Origin of the sequence: Streptomyces sp. NPDC088915 (assembly GCF_044749825.1) — a bacterium.
Classification (GTDB): domain Bacteria; phylum Actinomycetota; class Actinomycetes; order Streptomycetales; family Streptomycetaceae; genus Streptomyces.
In genome coordinates, this window is the sequence record NZ_JBIVIR010000008.1 from 268,691 (window position 1) to 283,130 (window position 14,440).

Here is a 14,440-nt window from a genome sequence, read left to right on the forward strand (position 1 = left end):
GGTCCCGGGAAGCCCCGGTCCCGGTTCGTTACGGGAAACCCCGGGCCCCGGCCCGTGGAAGTCCGCCCGTGGAAGGCGACCCGTCTCAGCCGCCCATCAACAGCGCCTGGTCCAGGGCCTGGAGGAAGCGGTTCGTCGTCGCCCGGTCCCGGACCGCGAGCCGCAGCCAGTTCCGGTCGAGCCCCGGGAACGTGTCGCCCCGGCGGGCCGCGAAGCCCAGCGACCGCAGCCGCTCCCGCACCGCGTCCGCCCCGTCGATCCGGACGAGCACGAACGGGCCCTCGGCCCCCGCCACCGTCCGCACCTCGTCGAACTCCGCGAGCCCCGCGAGCAGATGGGCCCGCTCCATCCCGATCCGGTGCGCCGCGTGCTCGGCCTCCGCGAGCGCCGCCCGCGACATGCAGGCCTCCGCCGCCACCAGCGCGGGCGTCGACACCGGCCACAGCGGCTGCGCCCGCTCCAGGTCCGCGATCGTCCCGGGCGCGGCGAGCACGTACCCGATCCGCAGCCCCGCCAGGCCCCAGGTCTTGGTGAGGCTCCGCAGCACCACGAGCCCCGGCACGTCCGTCCGCCCGGCGAGCGACTCCCGCTCGCCCGGCACCGCGTCCATGAAGGCCTCGTCCACCACCAGGGTCCGCCCCGGCCGGGCGAGCGCGGCGATCGAGGCGGCGGGGTGCAGCACGGAGGTCGGGTTCGTGGGGTTCCCGACCACCACCAGGTCCGCCTCCTCCGGGACCGCCGCCGGATCAAGCCGGAAGCCGTCCTCCTCGCGCAGCAGCACCCGCTCCACCTCGTGCCCGGCGTCGCGCAGCGCCGCCTCCGGCTCGGTGAACTGCGGGTGCACCACCACCGGCCGCCGCGCCGGCAGCGCCCGCGCGAGCAGCACGAAGGCCTCCGCCGCGCCGGCCGTGAGCAGCACCCGGTTCGGGGGCAGGTCGTGCCGCTCGGCGACCGCGGCCCGCGCGGCCCGGCCGTCGGGGTAGGCGGCGAGGCCGGTCAGGGAGTCGGCGATGCGTCTGCGGAGCCAGTCCGGAGGGGTGTCCGTCCGGACGTTGACCGCCAGGTCGATGAGCTTCTCGTCCCTGACCTCGGCGTCACCGTGGTGGCGAAGGTCGTGGGCGTCGGTATGCGTGTGCATGTCCATGGCCGCCGTCGTGTGGGGGGTGGGGATGGTGGGGGGTGAGCCAGGCTCGCCAGCGATGTACCCGTGTGACGGGGGCAACAACCGTACGCCCGGGGCGCCTTCGTGCGACCGAACCGGGACGGAAGCGGCGAGAGCGCACGTTGTGCGCCGGGTTTTCCGCTTCGGCACGAGCAGCACGATCCGCGCACGCGCCACGGGCGCCGCCGCCCCGCCCGGAGCCGCGGGCACCTCCGTCTCCGTACCCGAGCCCGGCTCAGGGCCCGTCTCCGCACCCGTACGCACGCCTGCGTCCCCACCCGTGCCCCCGCCCGCCGCCAGCAAGGCCGCCGCCTCCGCGACCGAGGCCGTGCCCGTCGCCGTCAGCGGCAGCACCGACGGGTGCGGTACGGACACGGCCGCCAACTCCTCGGCCGCGAAACCCCGCACGGGCACGCCCAGCGCCGCCGCGGCCCCGGCGATCCCCGGCTCCGCCGCCCGCGCGTCGAGCGTGGCCAGGGACCGCACGGCCGTACGGGACAGCCCCGCCTCCCGCAGGACCGCGTCCACGAGGGCCAGCACCTCGTCCGCCGGGACGCCCGACCGCGCGCCCACACCGAGGTGCGCGGACGCCTCCCGATCCGGTAGCAAGACCCCATGGCTGTGGTCGTCGCGCTCGGCGCGTTCCTCATGACGCTCTTCGGAGGATGGGTCGCCGGGCGCGTCACCGACCGGCGTCACCTCGTCCTCGGACTCGCCGGCGGGCTCATGCTCGGCGTCGTCGGACTCGACCTCCTGCCCGAGGCCCTGGAGGCCGCCGGGCACGAGGTCTTCGGCGTCCCGGAGGCCCTGCTGCTCTTCGTCGGCGGCTTCCTCCTCGCCCACGTCGTCGAGCGCCTGCTCGCCGTGCGCCAGGCCGCGCACGGCGTCGCGGCCGACGAGAGGGTCCCCCAGGTCGGCCTCACGGCCGCCGCCGCGATGGTCGGCCACAGCCTCATGGACGGCGTCGCGCTCGGCGCCGCCTTCCAGGTCGGCGGCGGCATGGGCGCCACCGTCGCCCTCGCCGTCATCACCCACGACTTCGCCGACGGCTTCAACACGTACACGATCACGAGCCTCTACGGGAACGCGCGCCGCAAGGCCCTCGCGATGCTCGTCGCGGACGCCGTCGCCCCGGTCCTCGGCGCCGCCTCCACCCTGCTGTTCACCCTTCCGGAGGAACTTCTCGGCGGCTATCTCGGCTTCTTCGGCGGCGCCCTGCTCTACCTCGCCGCCGCCGAGATCCTGCCGGAGGCCCACCACGACCACCCCGCCCGCTCCACCCTGCTGTGCACGGTGGCGGGCGTCGGCTTCATCTGGCTCGTGGTGGGGGCCTCCAACGGCTGACCTCACGCGACCGGGCCCTCCGCGGCCGAACCGTCTGCGACCGGACCACCCGTGACCGGACCGCCGGCGACCGAACCGCCCGCACCCGCGCACCGCTCCACGAACCGCGCCGCCGCCCCGGGCGCGCCCGCCCAGTGCGTGTGCACGTAACTGGCGTGCACCCCGCCCCGTACGAACCCCTCCACGCGGCGCTCGGGCTGCCGCAGCCCCCACGCGGCCCGCTCCCCGGCGCCCGGCTCGATCACGGTCCGGTGGAACTCGTGCCCCCGCATCCGCGCCCCGGCCGGCGCCAGCACGCTGTCGCTGACGGCGACCGCGTCCCGGTACCCGAGCGTGAGCCGCTCCGACATGCGCGCGTCCGCGTCGAGCACCCCGCACATGGGCGCGCCGTCCAGCGACCGCGCCAGGTAGAGCAGCCCGGCGCACTCGGCCGCGACCGGCGCCCCCGAGGCGGCGAGTTCGGCCACCGCCTTCCGCAGCGGCTCGTTGGCGGACAGCTCGCCCCCGTACACCTCGGGGAAGCCGCCCCCGATCACGAGCCCGGAGGTCCCCTCGGGCAGGGACTCGTCCCGCAGCGGGTCGAAGGCGACGACCTCGGCGCCGGCGGCGGTCAGCAGCTCGGTGTGCTCGGCGTACGAGAACGTGAACGCCGCCCCGCCGGCCACCGCGATCCGGGGCCGGCCCGCGACCGCGCGCCCCACGACCTCCGGCGACCACGCCTCCGCCGACAGCTCCGGAGCCGACCGCGCGAGCGCGAGCAGCGCCTCCATGTCGCACCCGGCCAGGACCTGTTCGGCCTGCGCCGCCACCGCCTCCACGGCGGCCGCCTGCCGCTCGGCCACCGGCACGAGCCCCAGGTGCCGCGACGGCGTCGCCACGGCGGGCGCCCGCCGCAGCACGCCGAGGACCGGCACCCCGGACTCCCCGAGCGCCTCCCGCAGCAGGTGCTCGTGCCGGTCGGTCGCGACCTTGTTGAGGATCACGCCCCCGATCCGCACCTCCGGGTCCCAGGACGCGAACCCGTGCACGAGCGCCGCCACCGACCGCGACTGCGACGACGCGTCCACGACCAGGACCACCGGCGCCTTCAGGAGCTTCGCCACCTGCGCGGTGGACGCCAGCTCGCCCTGGTCGGCGGCCCCGTCGTACAGCCCCATGACCCCCTCGACCACGGCCAGGTCGCAGCCGCGCGACCCGTGCAGGAAGAGCGGCGCCACGAGCCCCGTGCCGCACATGTACGCGTCGAGGTTGCGCCCCGGGCGGCCCGTCGCGAGCGCGTGGTACCCGGGGTCGATGTAGTCCGGGCCGACCTTGTGCGGGGAGACGGCCAGGCCGCGGCCCGCGAACGCGGCCATCAGGCCGGTCGCGACCGTGGTCTTGCCCGCGCCCGAGGAGGGCGCGGCGATGACGAGACGTGCTACCACTCGATGCCCCGCTGGCCCTTCTGACCGGCGTCCATCGGGTGCTTGACCTTGGACATGTCGGTGACGAGGTCCGCGAAGTCCACCAGCTCCCGCGGCGCGTTGCGTCCGGTGATGACGACGTGCTGCTGACCGGGCCGCCCCCGCAGCACCTCCACGACCTCGTTCACGTCGATCCAGCCCCAGTGGAGGAGGTAGGCGAACTCGTCGAGGACGTAGAACTTGTACCTCTCCTCCGCGAGGTCCCGCTTGACCTGCTCCCAGCCCTCGCGCGCCTTGTCCTCGTGCGACTGCTCGCCCTCGGCGACCTCGCGCTGGATCCAGGACCAGCCCTCGCCCATCTTGTTCCAGGTGACCGTGCCGCCCTTGCCGGTCTCGCCGAGCGCCTTGAGGGCGTTCTCCTCGCCGACCTTCCACTTGGCGGACTTCACGAACTGGAACACCCCGATCGGCCAGCCCTGGTTCCAGGCGCGCAGCGCCATGCCGAAGGCGGCGGTCGACTTCCCCTTGCCGACGCCCGTGTGCACCATCACCAGCGCGCGGTTGCGGCGCTGGCGGGTGGTCAGACCGTCGTCGGGAACGACGGTCGGCTGTCCCTGCGGCATTAAGCGGCCCTCCTGGATGCCTGTGCTGCGTGTCCTGTCTGTCCTGCCTGTACGTCCCTGACGAGGCCGGCGATCGAGTCGGCGCGCAGCTCGTCCAGGGTCACGGCCGTGCCGCCGAGTTCACGCGCGAGCTGCCCCGCGAGCCCCAGCCGCACCGGGCCGGTCTCGCAGTCCACGACGACCGACGCCGTGCCCTCGGCGGCGTGCAGCCGCGCCGCGCGGGCGGCGAGCGCCACCGGGTCACCGGCCGCGCGCCCCCCGGTCGCCCGCCCGTCCGTCACCACGACGAGCAGCGGGCGGCGCGAGGGGTCCCGCAGCCGCTCGACCCGCAGCACGTCGTGGGCCTTGAGCAGCCCGGCCGAGAGGGGCGTGCGCCCGCCCGTCGGAAGCTGTTCGAGCCGGGCGGCGGCCGCGTCCACGGACGAGGTCGGCGGCAGCGCCACCTCGGCGTCCCGGCCCCGGAAGGTGACCAGGCCGACCTTGTCGCGCCGCTGGTAGGCGTCGAGGAGCAGTGAGAGCACCGCTCCCTTGACCGCGCTCATCCGCTGCCGGGCCGCCATCGAGCCCGAGGCGTCGACCGCGAAGAGCACGAGATTGCCCTCGCGGCCCTCCCGGGTCGCCTGCCGCAGGTCGTCGCGCCGGACCACGAGCCCCGGCCCGGTCCGCCCGCGCGCCTTCTGGTGCGGGGCGGCGGCCTGCACGGTCGCCGCCAGGTGCAGCTTGGTCAGCGCGCCCCGGGGCCGGGTGGAGCCGGTCGTACGGCCGTGCTCGGTGCGGGCCCGGGAGCGGCGCCCGGCCGCGCCCTCGCCGAGACCGGGCACGCTGAGCACCTTCGTACGGAAGGGCTCGGCGGCCTTGACGGCGGCCCGCTCGCCGGAACCGGCACCGGCCTGCTGCGGGGCGGGCGCCTGCTCCGGTACGGGAGCCTCCTCCGGCGCCGGTACGTCCTCGGGCGCGGGCCCGTCGCCCTGCGGCGGGACGCCGCCACCGTCCGGACCGCCCCCGCCGTCACCCGGGCCGCCGTCGTCCGGGCCGCCGTCCCCCGGGCCGTCCGGCTCCGGGTCGGGGTCCGGGTCCTCGCCCTTGAACCGCTCCAGGGTCTCGTCGAGCTTGTCCTCGTCGAGTCCGGGCGCGTCGAAGGGCGAGCGCCGGCGGCGGTGGGGGAGGGCCAGGAGCGCGGCCTGCCGCACGTCCTCGGAGGACACTTCGGTCCGCCCGGCCCAGGCGGCGAGCGCGGTGGCCGTGCGGGCCATGACGATGTCGGCGCGCATGCCGTCCACCTCGAACGCGGCGCAGGTCGCGGCGATCTGGAGCAGGACGGCGTCCCCGAGGACCACCTGCGGGAGCAGGGCGCGGGCGGCGACGATCCGCTCGCGCAGCGCGCTCTCCTCGCCGGTCCAGCGCGCGGCGAACGCGGCCGGGTCGTCCTCGAAGGCGAGCCGCCGCCGCACGACCTCCACCCGCTGCTCGGGCTCGCGGGAGGCGGCGACCTCGACGGTGAGCCCGAACCGGTCGAGGAGCTGCGGCCGCAGCTCGCCCTCCTCGGGGTTCATGGTCCCGACGAGCAGGAACCGGGCGGCGTGGCGCACGGAGACGCCCTCGCGCTCGACGTAGGAGGAGCCCATGGCGGCGGCGTCGAGGAGGTGGTCGATCAGATGGTCGCTCAGGAGGTTGACCTCGTCGACGTACAGGATGCCCCGGTGGGCGTCGGCGAGCAGCCCCGGCTCGAAGGCCTTCACGCCCTCCGCGAGCGCCTTCTCGATGTCGAGCGAGCCGACGAGCCGGTCCTCGGAGGCGCCGACGGGCAGCTCGACCATCCGCGCGGGCCGCTCGGTCCCCGTGCCCGCCTCGTGCGGCCCGTCCGGGCAGCCCGGGTCCGGCGCGGCCGGGTCGCAGCTGAACCGGCAGCCCGCGACCACCGGCACGGCGGGCAGCAGCTCCGCGAGCGCGCGCACGGCGGTGGACTTGGCGGTGCCCTTCTCACCCCGGACGAGCACGCCGCCCACGGCGGGGCTGACGGCGTTCAGGAGCAGCGCGAGCCGCAGGTCGTCCATGCCGACGACGGCGGTGAACGGGTACCGGGTGCTCATCGGGTGGTCCTCTCCTCGGATTCGTTGTGCCGACGTGAACGGTCCGGCCGCAGGCCCGACGCCTCCGTCGCGCGGCCCCGCCGCAGACCCGGCGTCTCCTGGACGCGCGACCATCCCGGGTCGGGTGCGTGTCGTGCGCGCGACCATCCCGGATCGGGTGCGTGTTCCGCGCGGTGCCATCCCGGGTCCGGCGCCTCCTCCATGCGGCGCCCGCGCGTCCTCGCGCCGCCCCCGCCCACCGCGGCCCCGGGCCGCGCCCCCGTGCTCACGGCGCCCCCGGCGGCACGAACGGCAGCCCCGCCGGGGCGCCCTCCTCGATGAGGCGCAGCAGCGCGTCCGTGTCCGCGTGCTCCTCGATCAGGTCGCCGAGCCGGTCGAGCTGTTCCTCGCGCAGGGCGCCGAACGACGTGTCCGGGGCCGGGACGAACCGGCGTCCGGCCGCCGCCGCGACCTCTCGCAGGAACGCCCGCCGGAAGCCGTCGCCCTCCAGGGAGCCGTGCCAGTGGGTGCCCCACACGGAGCCGACCCGGCACCCGTCCAAGAAGGGCTCCCCGCCCCGCACGTCCGCGACGCCGTGGTGGATCTCGTACCCCTCCACCCGCTCGCCGAGCGCCTCGCCGACCGGCCGGGCCAGGGTCTTCTCGACCCCGAACCGCACCCGTACGGGAAGGAGTCCGAGCCCGTCGACCACACCGGCCCTCGACTCGACCTCGTCCTCGATCCGCTCGCCCAGGACCTGGAAGCCGCCGCAGATGCCGAGCACCGGGCGGCCCTCGGCCGCGCGCCGGGCCAGGGCGTCCGCGAGGCCTCGCTCCCGCAGCCAGGCGAGCGCCTTCACCGTGCCGCGCGTGCCCGGCACGACCACCAGGTCCGCGTCGACCAGTTCCTCGGGCCGGTCCACGAACCGGACGACCACGCCCGGTTCGGCCGCCAGCGCGTCCACGTCCGTGAAGTTGGACATCAGGGGGACGGCGCACACGGCGACCCGCAGCACGTCCGCGCCGACCGGCGGCGCCACGACCGACTCGCGGACCGCGCCCCGCAAGGAAACCCTCAGGCCGTCCTCCTCGTCGATCCCGAGCCCGTGCGCGTACGGCAGGACGCCGAAGGTCCGGCGCCCGGTCAGGCCGTACAGCATGTCGAGCCCGGGTTCGAGGAGGCTCACGTCGCCCCGGAACTTGTTCACCAGGTACCCGGCGACGAGCGACTGGTCCTCGGGGGACAGCAGCGCCGTCGTGCCGAAGAACTGGGCGAAGACCCCGCCCCGGTCGATGTCCCCGACCACCACCACGGGCAGCCGCGCGGCCCGCGCCACGCCCATGTTCACGATGTCGGTGCGCCGCAGGTTGATCTCGGCCGGGCTGCCGGCGCCCTCGCAGATCACCGCGTCGTACGTGCTCCGCAGCTCCTCCAGGCACGCCATGACCGGCTCGAACAGCTCCTTCTGCCTGCCCCCGTGGTAGCCGCGCGCACTCAGCTCGCCCACCGGCTTCCCCATCAGGACGACCTGGCTGGAGCGGTCGCCGCCCGGCTTGAGCAGCACCGGGTTCATCAGCGCGGTCGGCTCGACCCGGGCGGCCTGCGCCTGCATGGCCTGGGCCCGGCCTATCTCGGCGCCCTCGCGCGTGACGAAGGAGTTGAGGGACATGTTCTGCCCCTTGAACGGCGCCACCTTCAGGCCCTTGCGGACCAGCCAGCGGCAGATCCCGGCCGTCACGACGCTCTTGCCCGCGTCGGACGTGGTCCCGGCGACCAGCAGCCCCCCGCCCCTCCCGCCCCTCATGAAGTCCTCCGCTTCCCGCGCCGCACGGCGTCGGCGATCAGACGGCCGCCCACACAGGCGGCCAGGGTCAGCGCGGTCACCCGGCGCGAGAGCGCCACCGCCCGTTCGACGTCCGCCACCTCGACGGCCCGCCCCTCCCCGTTCAGCACCGGCCGGTGCTCGACGCGCCCGCCGTACGAGAGGGTGCCCCCGAGCCGTACGCCCAACGCGCCCGCGAAGGAGGCCTCGACCGGGCCCGCGTTGGGGCTCGGGTGCTTCGACGCGTCCGCCCGCCAGGCCCGGGCGGCCCCGCGCGGATTCCCGCCGGCGACGGTCGCGAGCGCGGCCGTCAGGCGCGCGCCCGGCCAGCCGGCCAGGTCGTCGAGGCGGGCCGAGGCCCAGCCGAAGCGGCGGTACCGGGGGGACCTGTGGCCGACCATCGCGTCCAGGGTGTTGACGGCCCGGAAGCCGACGAGCCCCGGCACGCCCGCGACCGCGCCCCAGAACAGGGCGCCGACCACGGCGTCCGAGGTGTTCTCGGCGACCGACTCGACGACCGCGCGGGCCATCGCGGGACCGTCCAGGGACCGCGGGTCGCGCCCGCACAGGTGCGGAAGCCGCTCCCGGGCCACCTCCAGGTCCCCGGCGGCCAGCGCCCCGCCGATCGCACGGGCCTCCCGGCCCAGGGTCGTCCCGCCGACGACGGCCCACACGGAGGCGGCGGTCAGCGCGACGGCGGCGGCCGGCCGGTTCCGTACGGCCCGGGCGGCGAGGGCGCCGAGGGCGACGGTGGAACCGGCGCAGACGGCCGCGTGCAGGGCGCCCCAGCCGCGGTGGTCGCGGTGGAGGCGCCCTTCGACGGCGGCGGCGGTCCGGCCGAACGCGGCGACGGGGTGGCCCCGGCGGGGATCGCCGAGGAGCAGGTCGACGGCGAGGCCCGCGGCCGCGCCGTACGCGAAGACACCGGTGGCTCTGGGGCGCCCGGGCATGGCTGTGTCCTCACTCAGGGTCCGCGCCCTGGATCGACGTGACCGGCGGCGAGAGTTCCTGACTCCCGGACCCTCGGATCCGGTCACAGTGGCGGGACCGCGCCGGATTCGCACCGGACTTCCTCTGCTGCCGCCGTAATGGCCTCGGCAGTCCACCACGCGCCGAGAACGGGCGTCAACCCAGCTTTGACCTGCGGCGGCGCACTGTGCGGAGCACCACAGAGAAGCGGCCGGGCGGCCCGCACCCGAAGGTGCGGACCGCCCGGCCGGTGGAGCGGGGCCGTCAGACGACGATCAGGTAGATGCCGTACGCCACGGCCGCGAGGCACAGTCCGAAGCAGGCGTAGGCGCCGGTGCGGGCCAGGGCGGCGGAGCCGCCCCGGGCGGTGGCCTCCTCCTGCTTGGTGAGGCCGACGATGCCGAGGGAGAAGAGGCCCACCAGGGCGACGGTCGCCACGAGGCTGACTCCGAAGACGGAGCCGAGGGCTGCCCAGTCGATCTTCATGCGGTGCTTTCCTTAGACCTTCGCGGCCGGGGCCGGGGGAGCGGTCGGGTCGGTGGGGGCCGGGGCGGGGATGGTCGCCTTGAGGTCCTCGTCGGTGACGGCGGCGACGGAGCCGGCCGGCGGCGGGGTGACGGCCGCGATGGCGGTGGTCACCACGCCCGCGGGCTCGGCGTCGGAGGCGTCGAGGTCGTCGGCCGTGACGTTGTGCCGGTCGACCGGCTTGCGGCGGGACAGCGACCAGATGACGGCCGAGCCGGCCACGAGCAGGACCGCGACGGCGGCGATGCCCCAGGTGCCCTGCTTGGTGAGGAACTCGGCGCCGGCGCCGACCAGGCCCGCGGCGGGCAGGGTCAGGCCCCAGGCGACGAACATCCGGGTCGCGGTCGACCAGCGGACGACACCGCCCTTGCGGCCGAGGCCCGCGCCCATCACGGCACCCGAGCAGGACTGGGTGGTGGAGAGGGAGAAGCCGAGGTGCGAGGAGGCCAGGATGACCGTCGCGGCGCTGGTCTGGGCGGCGAAGCCCTGCTGCGGCTGGAGGTCGGTGAGGCCCTTGCCCATGGTGCGGATGATGCGCCAGCCGCCGAGGTAGGTGCCGAGCGCGATGGCGACGCCGGCGGAGACGACGACCCACAGGGGCGGGTTCGAGCCGGGGGCGACGACACCCTGGGTGACCAGGGCGAGGGTGATGATGCCCATCGTCTTCTGGGCGTCGTTGGTGCCGTGGGCGAGGGAGACGAGACCGGCGGAGGCGATCTGGCCGGCCCGGTAGCCCTTGGCCGTGGCCTTCGCCTCGGGGTTGGCCTTGATCTTGTACGTCAGCTTGGTGGCGGCCATCGCGGCGAGGCCGGCGACGACCGGCGCGGCGACGGCCGGGATGAGGACCTTGGTGACGATCGTGGAGCCGTTCACGGCCGACCAGCCGGCCGACATGACCGCGGCGCCGATGAGACCGCCGAAGAGCGCGTGGGAGGAGCTGGACGGGAGTCCGAGCAGCCAGGTCAGCAGGTTCCACAGGATGGCGCCGACCAGCGCGGCGAAGATCACCTCTGTGCGGATGCCCTCTTCGTTGATGATCCCGCCGGAGATCGTCTTGGCGACCTCCACGGACAGGAACGCGCCGACGAGGTTGAGCACGGCGGACATGGCCACCGCCGTCTTGGGCTTGAGCGCACCGGTCGAGATGGTCGTGGCCATCGCGTTCGCGGTGTCGTGGAAACCGTTCGTGAAATCGAACACGAGAGCTGTCACGACCACAATGGCGAGCAGCAGCGTGATGTGTTCCATTTACCCAGGCAATCGTTTGACGTCAGTGGCTGGTCGAACGTAAGCAACCTGGGTGAACGGAAGATGAACTGGGGCGGGCGGCGTGGTGTCCCTAACCGGTGCCAAGAGATTCCGCTTGGTCCCCGGGGGAGGGTCCGGGGGAGGGGCGTCCACGATGCGGGCGCCCTGCGACCCCGGGTAATCCGGGCCCCGCAAGGCCTCGGCGGCCTGCCCCGGTTCCTCCCGTGCCGCCCCGTTCCGCTCCCCGGACCGGACCACCCGACCGGGGGACCCCGCCGAGGAGACCCGCGTCACTCCCCGGAGTGGCGACCTCCGCTTCTTCGGGGGCGACTCCGCTCCCTCGGGTCCTTCGGTAACGACTCCGCCCCTTCCGGTGGCATCCCGGCCCCGTCCTGCGGACACTGGGGGTGTGCGCCCGGCTACAGCGACGGCAGCGGCCGTCACCACCCTGTTCGGTGTCGGCGCGGCCGCGGTCGCGGCCGGCCGGTACGCCAGCGACCTCGCCCTCAAGGCGTCGTCCGTACGCCCCCTGCCCGGCGATCCCCGGCTGACCGTGCACGCCACGGGCCCCGACCGGATCACCCTCACCCGCAGCCTCGCCTCGCTGCGCCCCGGCACGTACGGCATGGAGGGGCCCGGTCTGCACGCCGTCCTCGGCCCCGTCCTCGACCGGGCCCCGCACACCGCCGACACCGTCGTCCGGCGCCTGGAGCGGATCGAGCTCGGCGCCCCCGGGCCCGGCGCCCGCGTCCGGCTCACCCCCGCGCTCCACCGGGGCACGCCCACGAGCGCCCTCGGGATCGACCACGAGGACGTGGAGATCCCCGGCGAACTCGGCCCCCTGCCCGCCTGGCTCGTGCCCGCCCCGCGCACCACCTGGGTGATCGCCCTGCACGGCCTCGGCGCCACCCGCGAACACCCGCTGAACGTCGTCCCCTTCTACCACCGGCACCGGATCCCCGTCCTCGTCCCCGCCTACCGGGGCGACGAGGGCGCTCCCCCCTCCCCGGACGGCCTCGCCCACCTCGGTGACTCCGAGTGGCGCGACGTCGACGCCGCCCTCCGCTACGCCGTCCGCCGGGGCGCCCAGAAGGTCGTCCTGCACGGCTGGGGGCCCGGGGCGTCGATGGCCCTGCGCGCCGCCGCCGACTCGGGGGTGCGCGACCGGATCGCCGGCCTCGTCCTCGACTCCCCGGTCCTGGACTGGGAGGTCACCCTCCGCAACCTCGCGTCGGCCCGGCACGTCCCCGGGTTCCTGATGCCGCTCGCCGTCCGCGCCGCCCGGGGCAGGACGGGCCCGCACGGCGACCTCCTCCAGCTCGCCTCGGCCCCCGGCGCCCTGCGCGCCCCGGTCCTCCTCTTCCACGGCCCCGAGGACGCGATCGCCCCCTGGGAGCCCTCCGTCGAACTCGCCGCCCGCCGCCCCGACCTGATCAGTCCGAAGACCGTCCGGGACGCCCCGCACGCGGCGATGTGGAACCCCGACCCGGTCCGCTACGAGGAGTCCCTGCGCCGCTTCCTCGTCCCGCTGCTCTGAGACCTCCCGCGCGACCGCTTTCGCGACCTTCCCCGCACCGGCCCGTGAGCCCGCACCGGCCCGTGAGCCCGCACCGGCCGGGGGGCCGCACCGGCCGGGGGAGCCCGCACCGGCCGGGGGCCCGCACCGGCCCAGGAGCCCGCACCGGCCGGGGGAGCCCGCCCGAAGCCTCCGCAGTACCTCCGTACGGTCTTCGCGGGACCTCCGCCGGGCCCCCGCGGGGCCCGTTCCGACGGCGCGGCCGGTTCCGATTGGGCTTTCGGGCCGTCAGCGGGAAGACTGCCCCCGTGACGTCTCGAAAGCCCGATGAACCATTGGCGCGCAACTCCAGACTCCGACTCGTCCGCCCACGGTCGCTGGCCACCGCCCGACGGGCCGTGACGACCCGGCGCACCCGGCCGGCGCCGCGGCCGCCCGAGGGCACTCCGCCCCGCGCGGAACTCGCCCGCCAGGCCCGGCACGTCCTCGCCGACGCCGTACGGATCGCCCGCTGGGCCGCCGTCGAGGGCGGGGCCCGGACGGCCCCCCGCACCGGCCCCGGCGCCTTCCCCCCGCAGGAACGGGCCGCCGCGGCCCTCGACCTGACGCCCGGCCAGGTCCGGGCCGGCTGGGACCGCGCCCGGCTCGCCGGGCTCGTCGAGCTCCACGGCGACACCGCCCGCCCCGGCTGGCGGCTGCACGCCTGGGACCGCGACGACTCCGCCGTGCTGCGCGGCTGGGTCGCCCTCTTCGACGCCTGGTCCCTGGTGCACCCGGCCCCCGAGGGGGTCGCCCCGAGCGCCGTCGCCGAGGTCGTCGAGGCCGTCCCGCAGGTGCTCTCGCTGCTCCAGCTCTCCCAGGGCCCGGTCCTCGTCCCGGCCCTCCTCGACCTCCTCGGCCAGCGGGTCGAGGAGCTCCGCGAGGAGCGCTGCGAGGTCCCCGCGCCCGAACAGACCCCGGAGGCCCCCGAGACACCGGCCGAGGCCGGCACCGCCGGGCTGCCCGCCCTCCTGGACTGGGCCCTGGAGGGCCTGGCCGCCGTCGGCGCGCTCACCCTGGACTCCGACCCCGCCTCCGGCCCCGGCTCCGACGCCGGCGAGCGGCACGCCACCCTCACCCCGCTCGGCAACTGGGCGGTGTGGGTCAAGCTGGAGCAGATCTGCGTCGCCGCGCAGAGCCCCGCCGGCAACATCGAGCAGTCCGCCGAGGACATGCTCCGCGGCTGCGCCCGGCTCACCCCGGGCCCGGCCCGCGACGAGTACCGCGCCTGGCTCGCGGCCCGCACCCTCTCCAGCGCGGTGGCCGAGCTCCTCGCCGTCGCCCGGGGCGAGGACGCCCTGCTGCGCGGCCTCGCCTTCGAGGCGCTCCGGGTCGTCGGCGCCCCCGCCGAGGCCGAGGTCCGGGCCACCGTCACCGAGCCCTCGCTGCGCCCGTACGCGCTGCTCTGGCTCGCGGAGTACGAGGGCGCCGACCCCGACGACGCCCAGGAGGTGCTCACCCGGGAGGAGGCCACCTGGCTCTGGGTGGACACCGCCGCGGCCGTCGCCGACCACGGCGAGAGCGCGCTGCTCGTCCGCCACCTCGACTCCGCCGTGCAGGGCACCGTCCCCGCGCTGCTCGACGAGGTCCGGGCCGTCGGCCACCCCCGCACCGTCCAGGTCCTGGTCGCCCTCGCCGCCGCCCATCCGGACCCGGCCCTGGCCAAGGCGGTCCGCAGGGCCGCCTTCCAGGTCCACACCGGGGGAGCGTGACGCACGTC

Annotated in this window: 11 protein-coding genes and 1 riboswitch; of the genes, 3 read left to right on the plus strand and 8 right to left on the minus strand. The window is 76.0% G+C overall.

The window, feature by feature from the left end; all coding sequences use genetic code 11:
* Window positions 1–85 precede the first annotated feature (85 nt).
* Window positions 86–1,771 carry an Rv2231c family pyridoxal phosphate-dependent protein CobC gene (gene cobC, locus ACIP5O_RS17275; protein ID WP_401294017.1) on the minus strand — a complete coding sequence of 562 codons (1,686 nt, stop codon included), beginning with the start codon at window positions 1,769–1,771 and terminating at the stop codon, window positions 86–88.
* Window positions 1,772–1,777: 6 nt separating this feature from the next.
* Between cobC and ACIP5O_RS17280 the strand changes: the two genes are divergently transcribed.
* Window positions 1,778–2,506 (plus strand): ZIP family metal transporter, encoded by a 729-nt coding sequence (locus tag ACIP5O_RS17280; protein WP_401294019.1) that lies wholly within the window; start codon window positions 1,778–1,780, stop codon window positions 2,504–2,506.
* 2 nt (window positions 2,507–2,508) lie between these two features.
* Here ACIP5O_RS17280 and ACIP5O_RS17285 read toward each other — a convergent pair whose 3' ends face one another.
* The 7 genes from ACIP5O_RS17285 to ACIP5O_RS17315 form a co-directional block, all read right to left on the minus strand.
* Window positions 2,509–3,930 (minus strand): cobyrinate a,c-diamide synthase, encoded by a 1,422-nt coding sequence (locus ACIP5O_RS17285; protein ID WP_401294022.1) that lies wholly within the window; start codon window positions 3,928–3,930, stop codon window positions 2,509–2,511.
* Window positions 3,924–4,532 carry a cob(I)yrinic acid a,c-diamide adenosyltransferase gene (gene cobO / locus ACIP5O_RS17290; protein ID WP_125667376.1) on the minus strand — a complete coding sequence of 203 codons (609 nt, stop codon included), beginning with the start codon at window positions 4,530–4,532 and terminating at the stop codon, window positions 3,924–3,926. Before cobO ends, ACIP5O_RS17285 begins: the two co-directional genes overlap by 7 nt.
* Window positions 4,532–6,622, minus strand: a complete 2,091-nt coding sequence (locus ACIP5O_RS17295; protein ID WP_401294025.1) for a putative cobaltochelatase — start codon at window positions 6,620–6,622, stop codon at window positions 4,532–4,534. The genes cobO and ACIP5O_RS17295 overlap by 1 nt, the downstream gene beginning before the upstream one ends.
* 265 nt (window positions 6,623–6,887) lie before the next feature.
* Window positions 6,888–8,405 carry a cobyric acid synthase gene (locus ACIP5O_RS17300; protein WP_401294027.1) on the minus strand — a complete coding sequence of 506 codons (1,518 nt, stop codon included), beginning with the start codon at window positions 8,403–8,405 and terminating at the stop codon, window positions 6,888–6,890.
* Window positions 8,402–9,373 (minus strand): cobalamin biosynthesis protein, encoded by a 972-nt coding sequence (locus tag ACIP5O_RS17305; protein ID WP_401294028.1) that lies wholly within the window; start codon window positions 9,371–9,373, stop codon window positions 8,402–8,404. The genes ACIP5O_RS17300 and ACIP5O_RS17305 overlap by 4 nt, the downstream gene beginning before the upstream one ends.
* 32 nt (window positions 9,374–9,405) lie before the next feature.
* Window positions 9,406–9,537: riboswitch (cobalamin riboswitch) on the minus strand.
* Window positions 9,538–9,656: 119 nt separating this feature from the next.
* On the minus strand, window positions 9,657–9,878 hold the full coding sequence (locus ACIP5O_RS17310) for a hypothetical protein (protein ID WP_125667372.1): 222 nt from the start codon (window positions 9,876–9,878) through the stop codon (window positions 9,657–9,659).
* Between the two features lie 12 nt (window positions 9,879–9,890).
* Complete coding sequence (locus ACIP5O_RS17315) at window positions 9,891–11,165, minus strand: anion permease (RefSeq protein WP_401294031.1); 1,275 nt, start codon at window positions 11,163–11,165, stop codon at window positions 9,891–9,893.
* Window positions 11,166–11,574: 409 nt separating this feature from the next.
* Between ACIP5O_RS17315 and ACIP5O_RS17320 the strand changes: the two genes are divergently transcribed.
* Both ACIP5O_RS17320 and ACIP5O_RS17325 read left to right on the plus strand, forming a co-directional pair.
* On the plus strand, window positions 11,575–12,702 hold the full coding sequence (locus ACIP5O_RS17320; protein ID WP_401294034.1) for an alpha/beta hydrolase: 1,128 nt from the start codon (window positions 11,575–11,577) through the stop codon (window positions 12,700–12,702).
* Window positions 12,703–12,989: 287 nt separating this feature from the next.
* Window positions 12,990–14,432, plus strand: coding sequence for a hypothetical protein (locus ACIP5O_RS17325; protein WP_401294037.1), 1,443 nt, complete (start codon window positions 12,990–12,992; stop codon window positions 14,430–14,432).
* Window positions 14,433–14,440 lie beyond the last annotated feature (8 nt).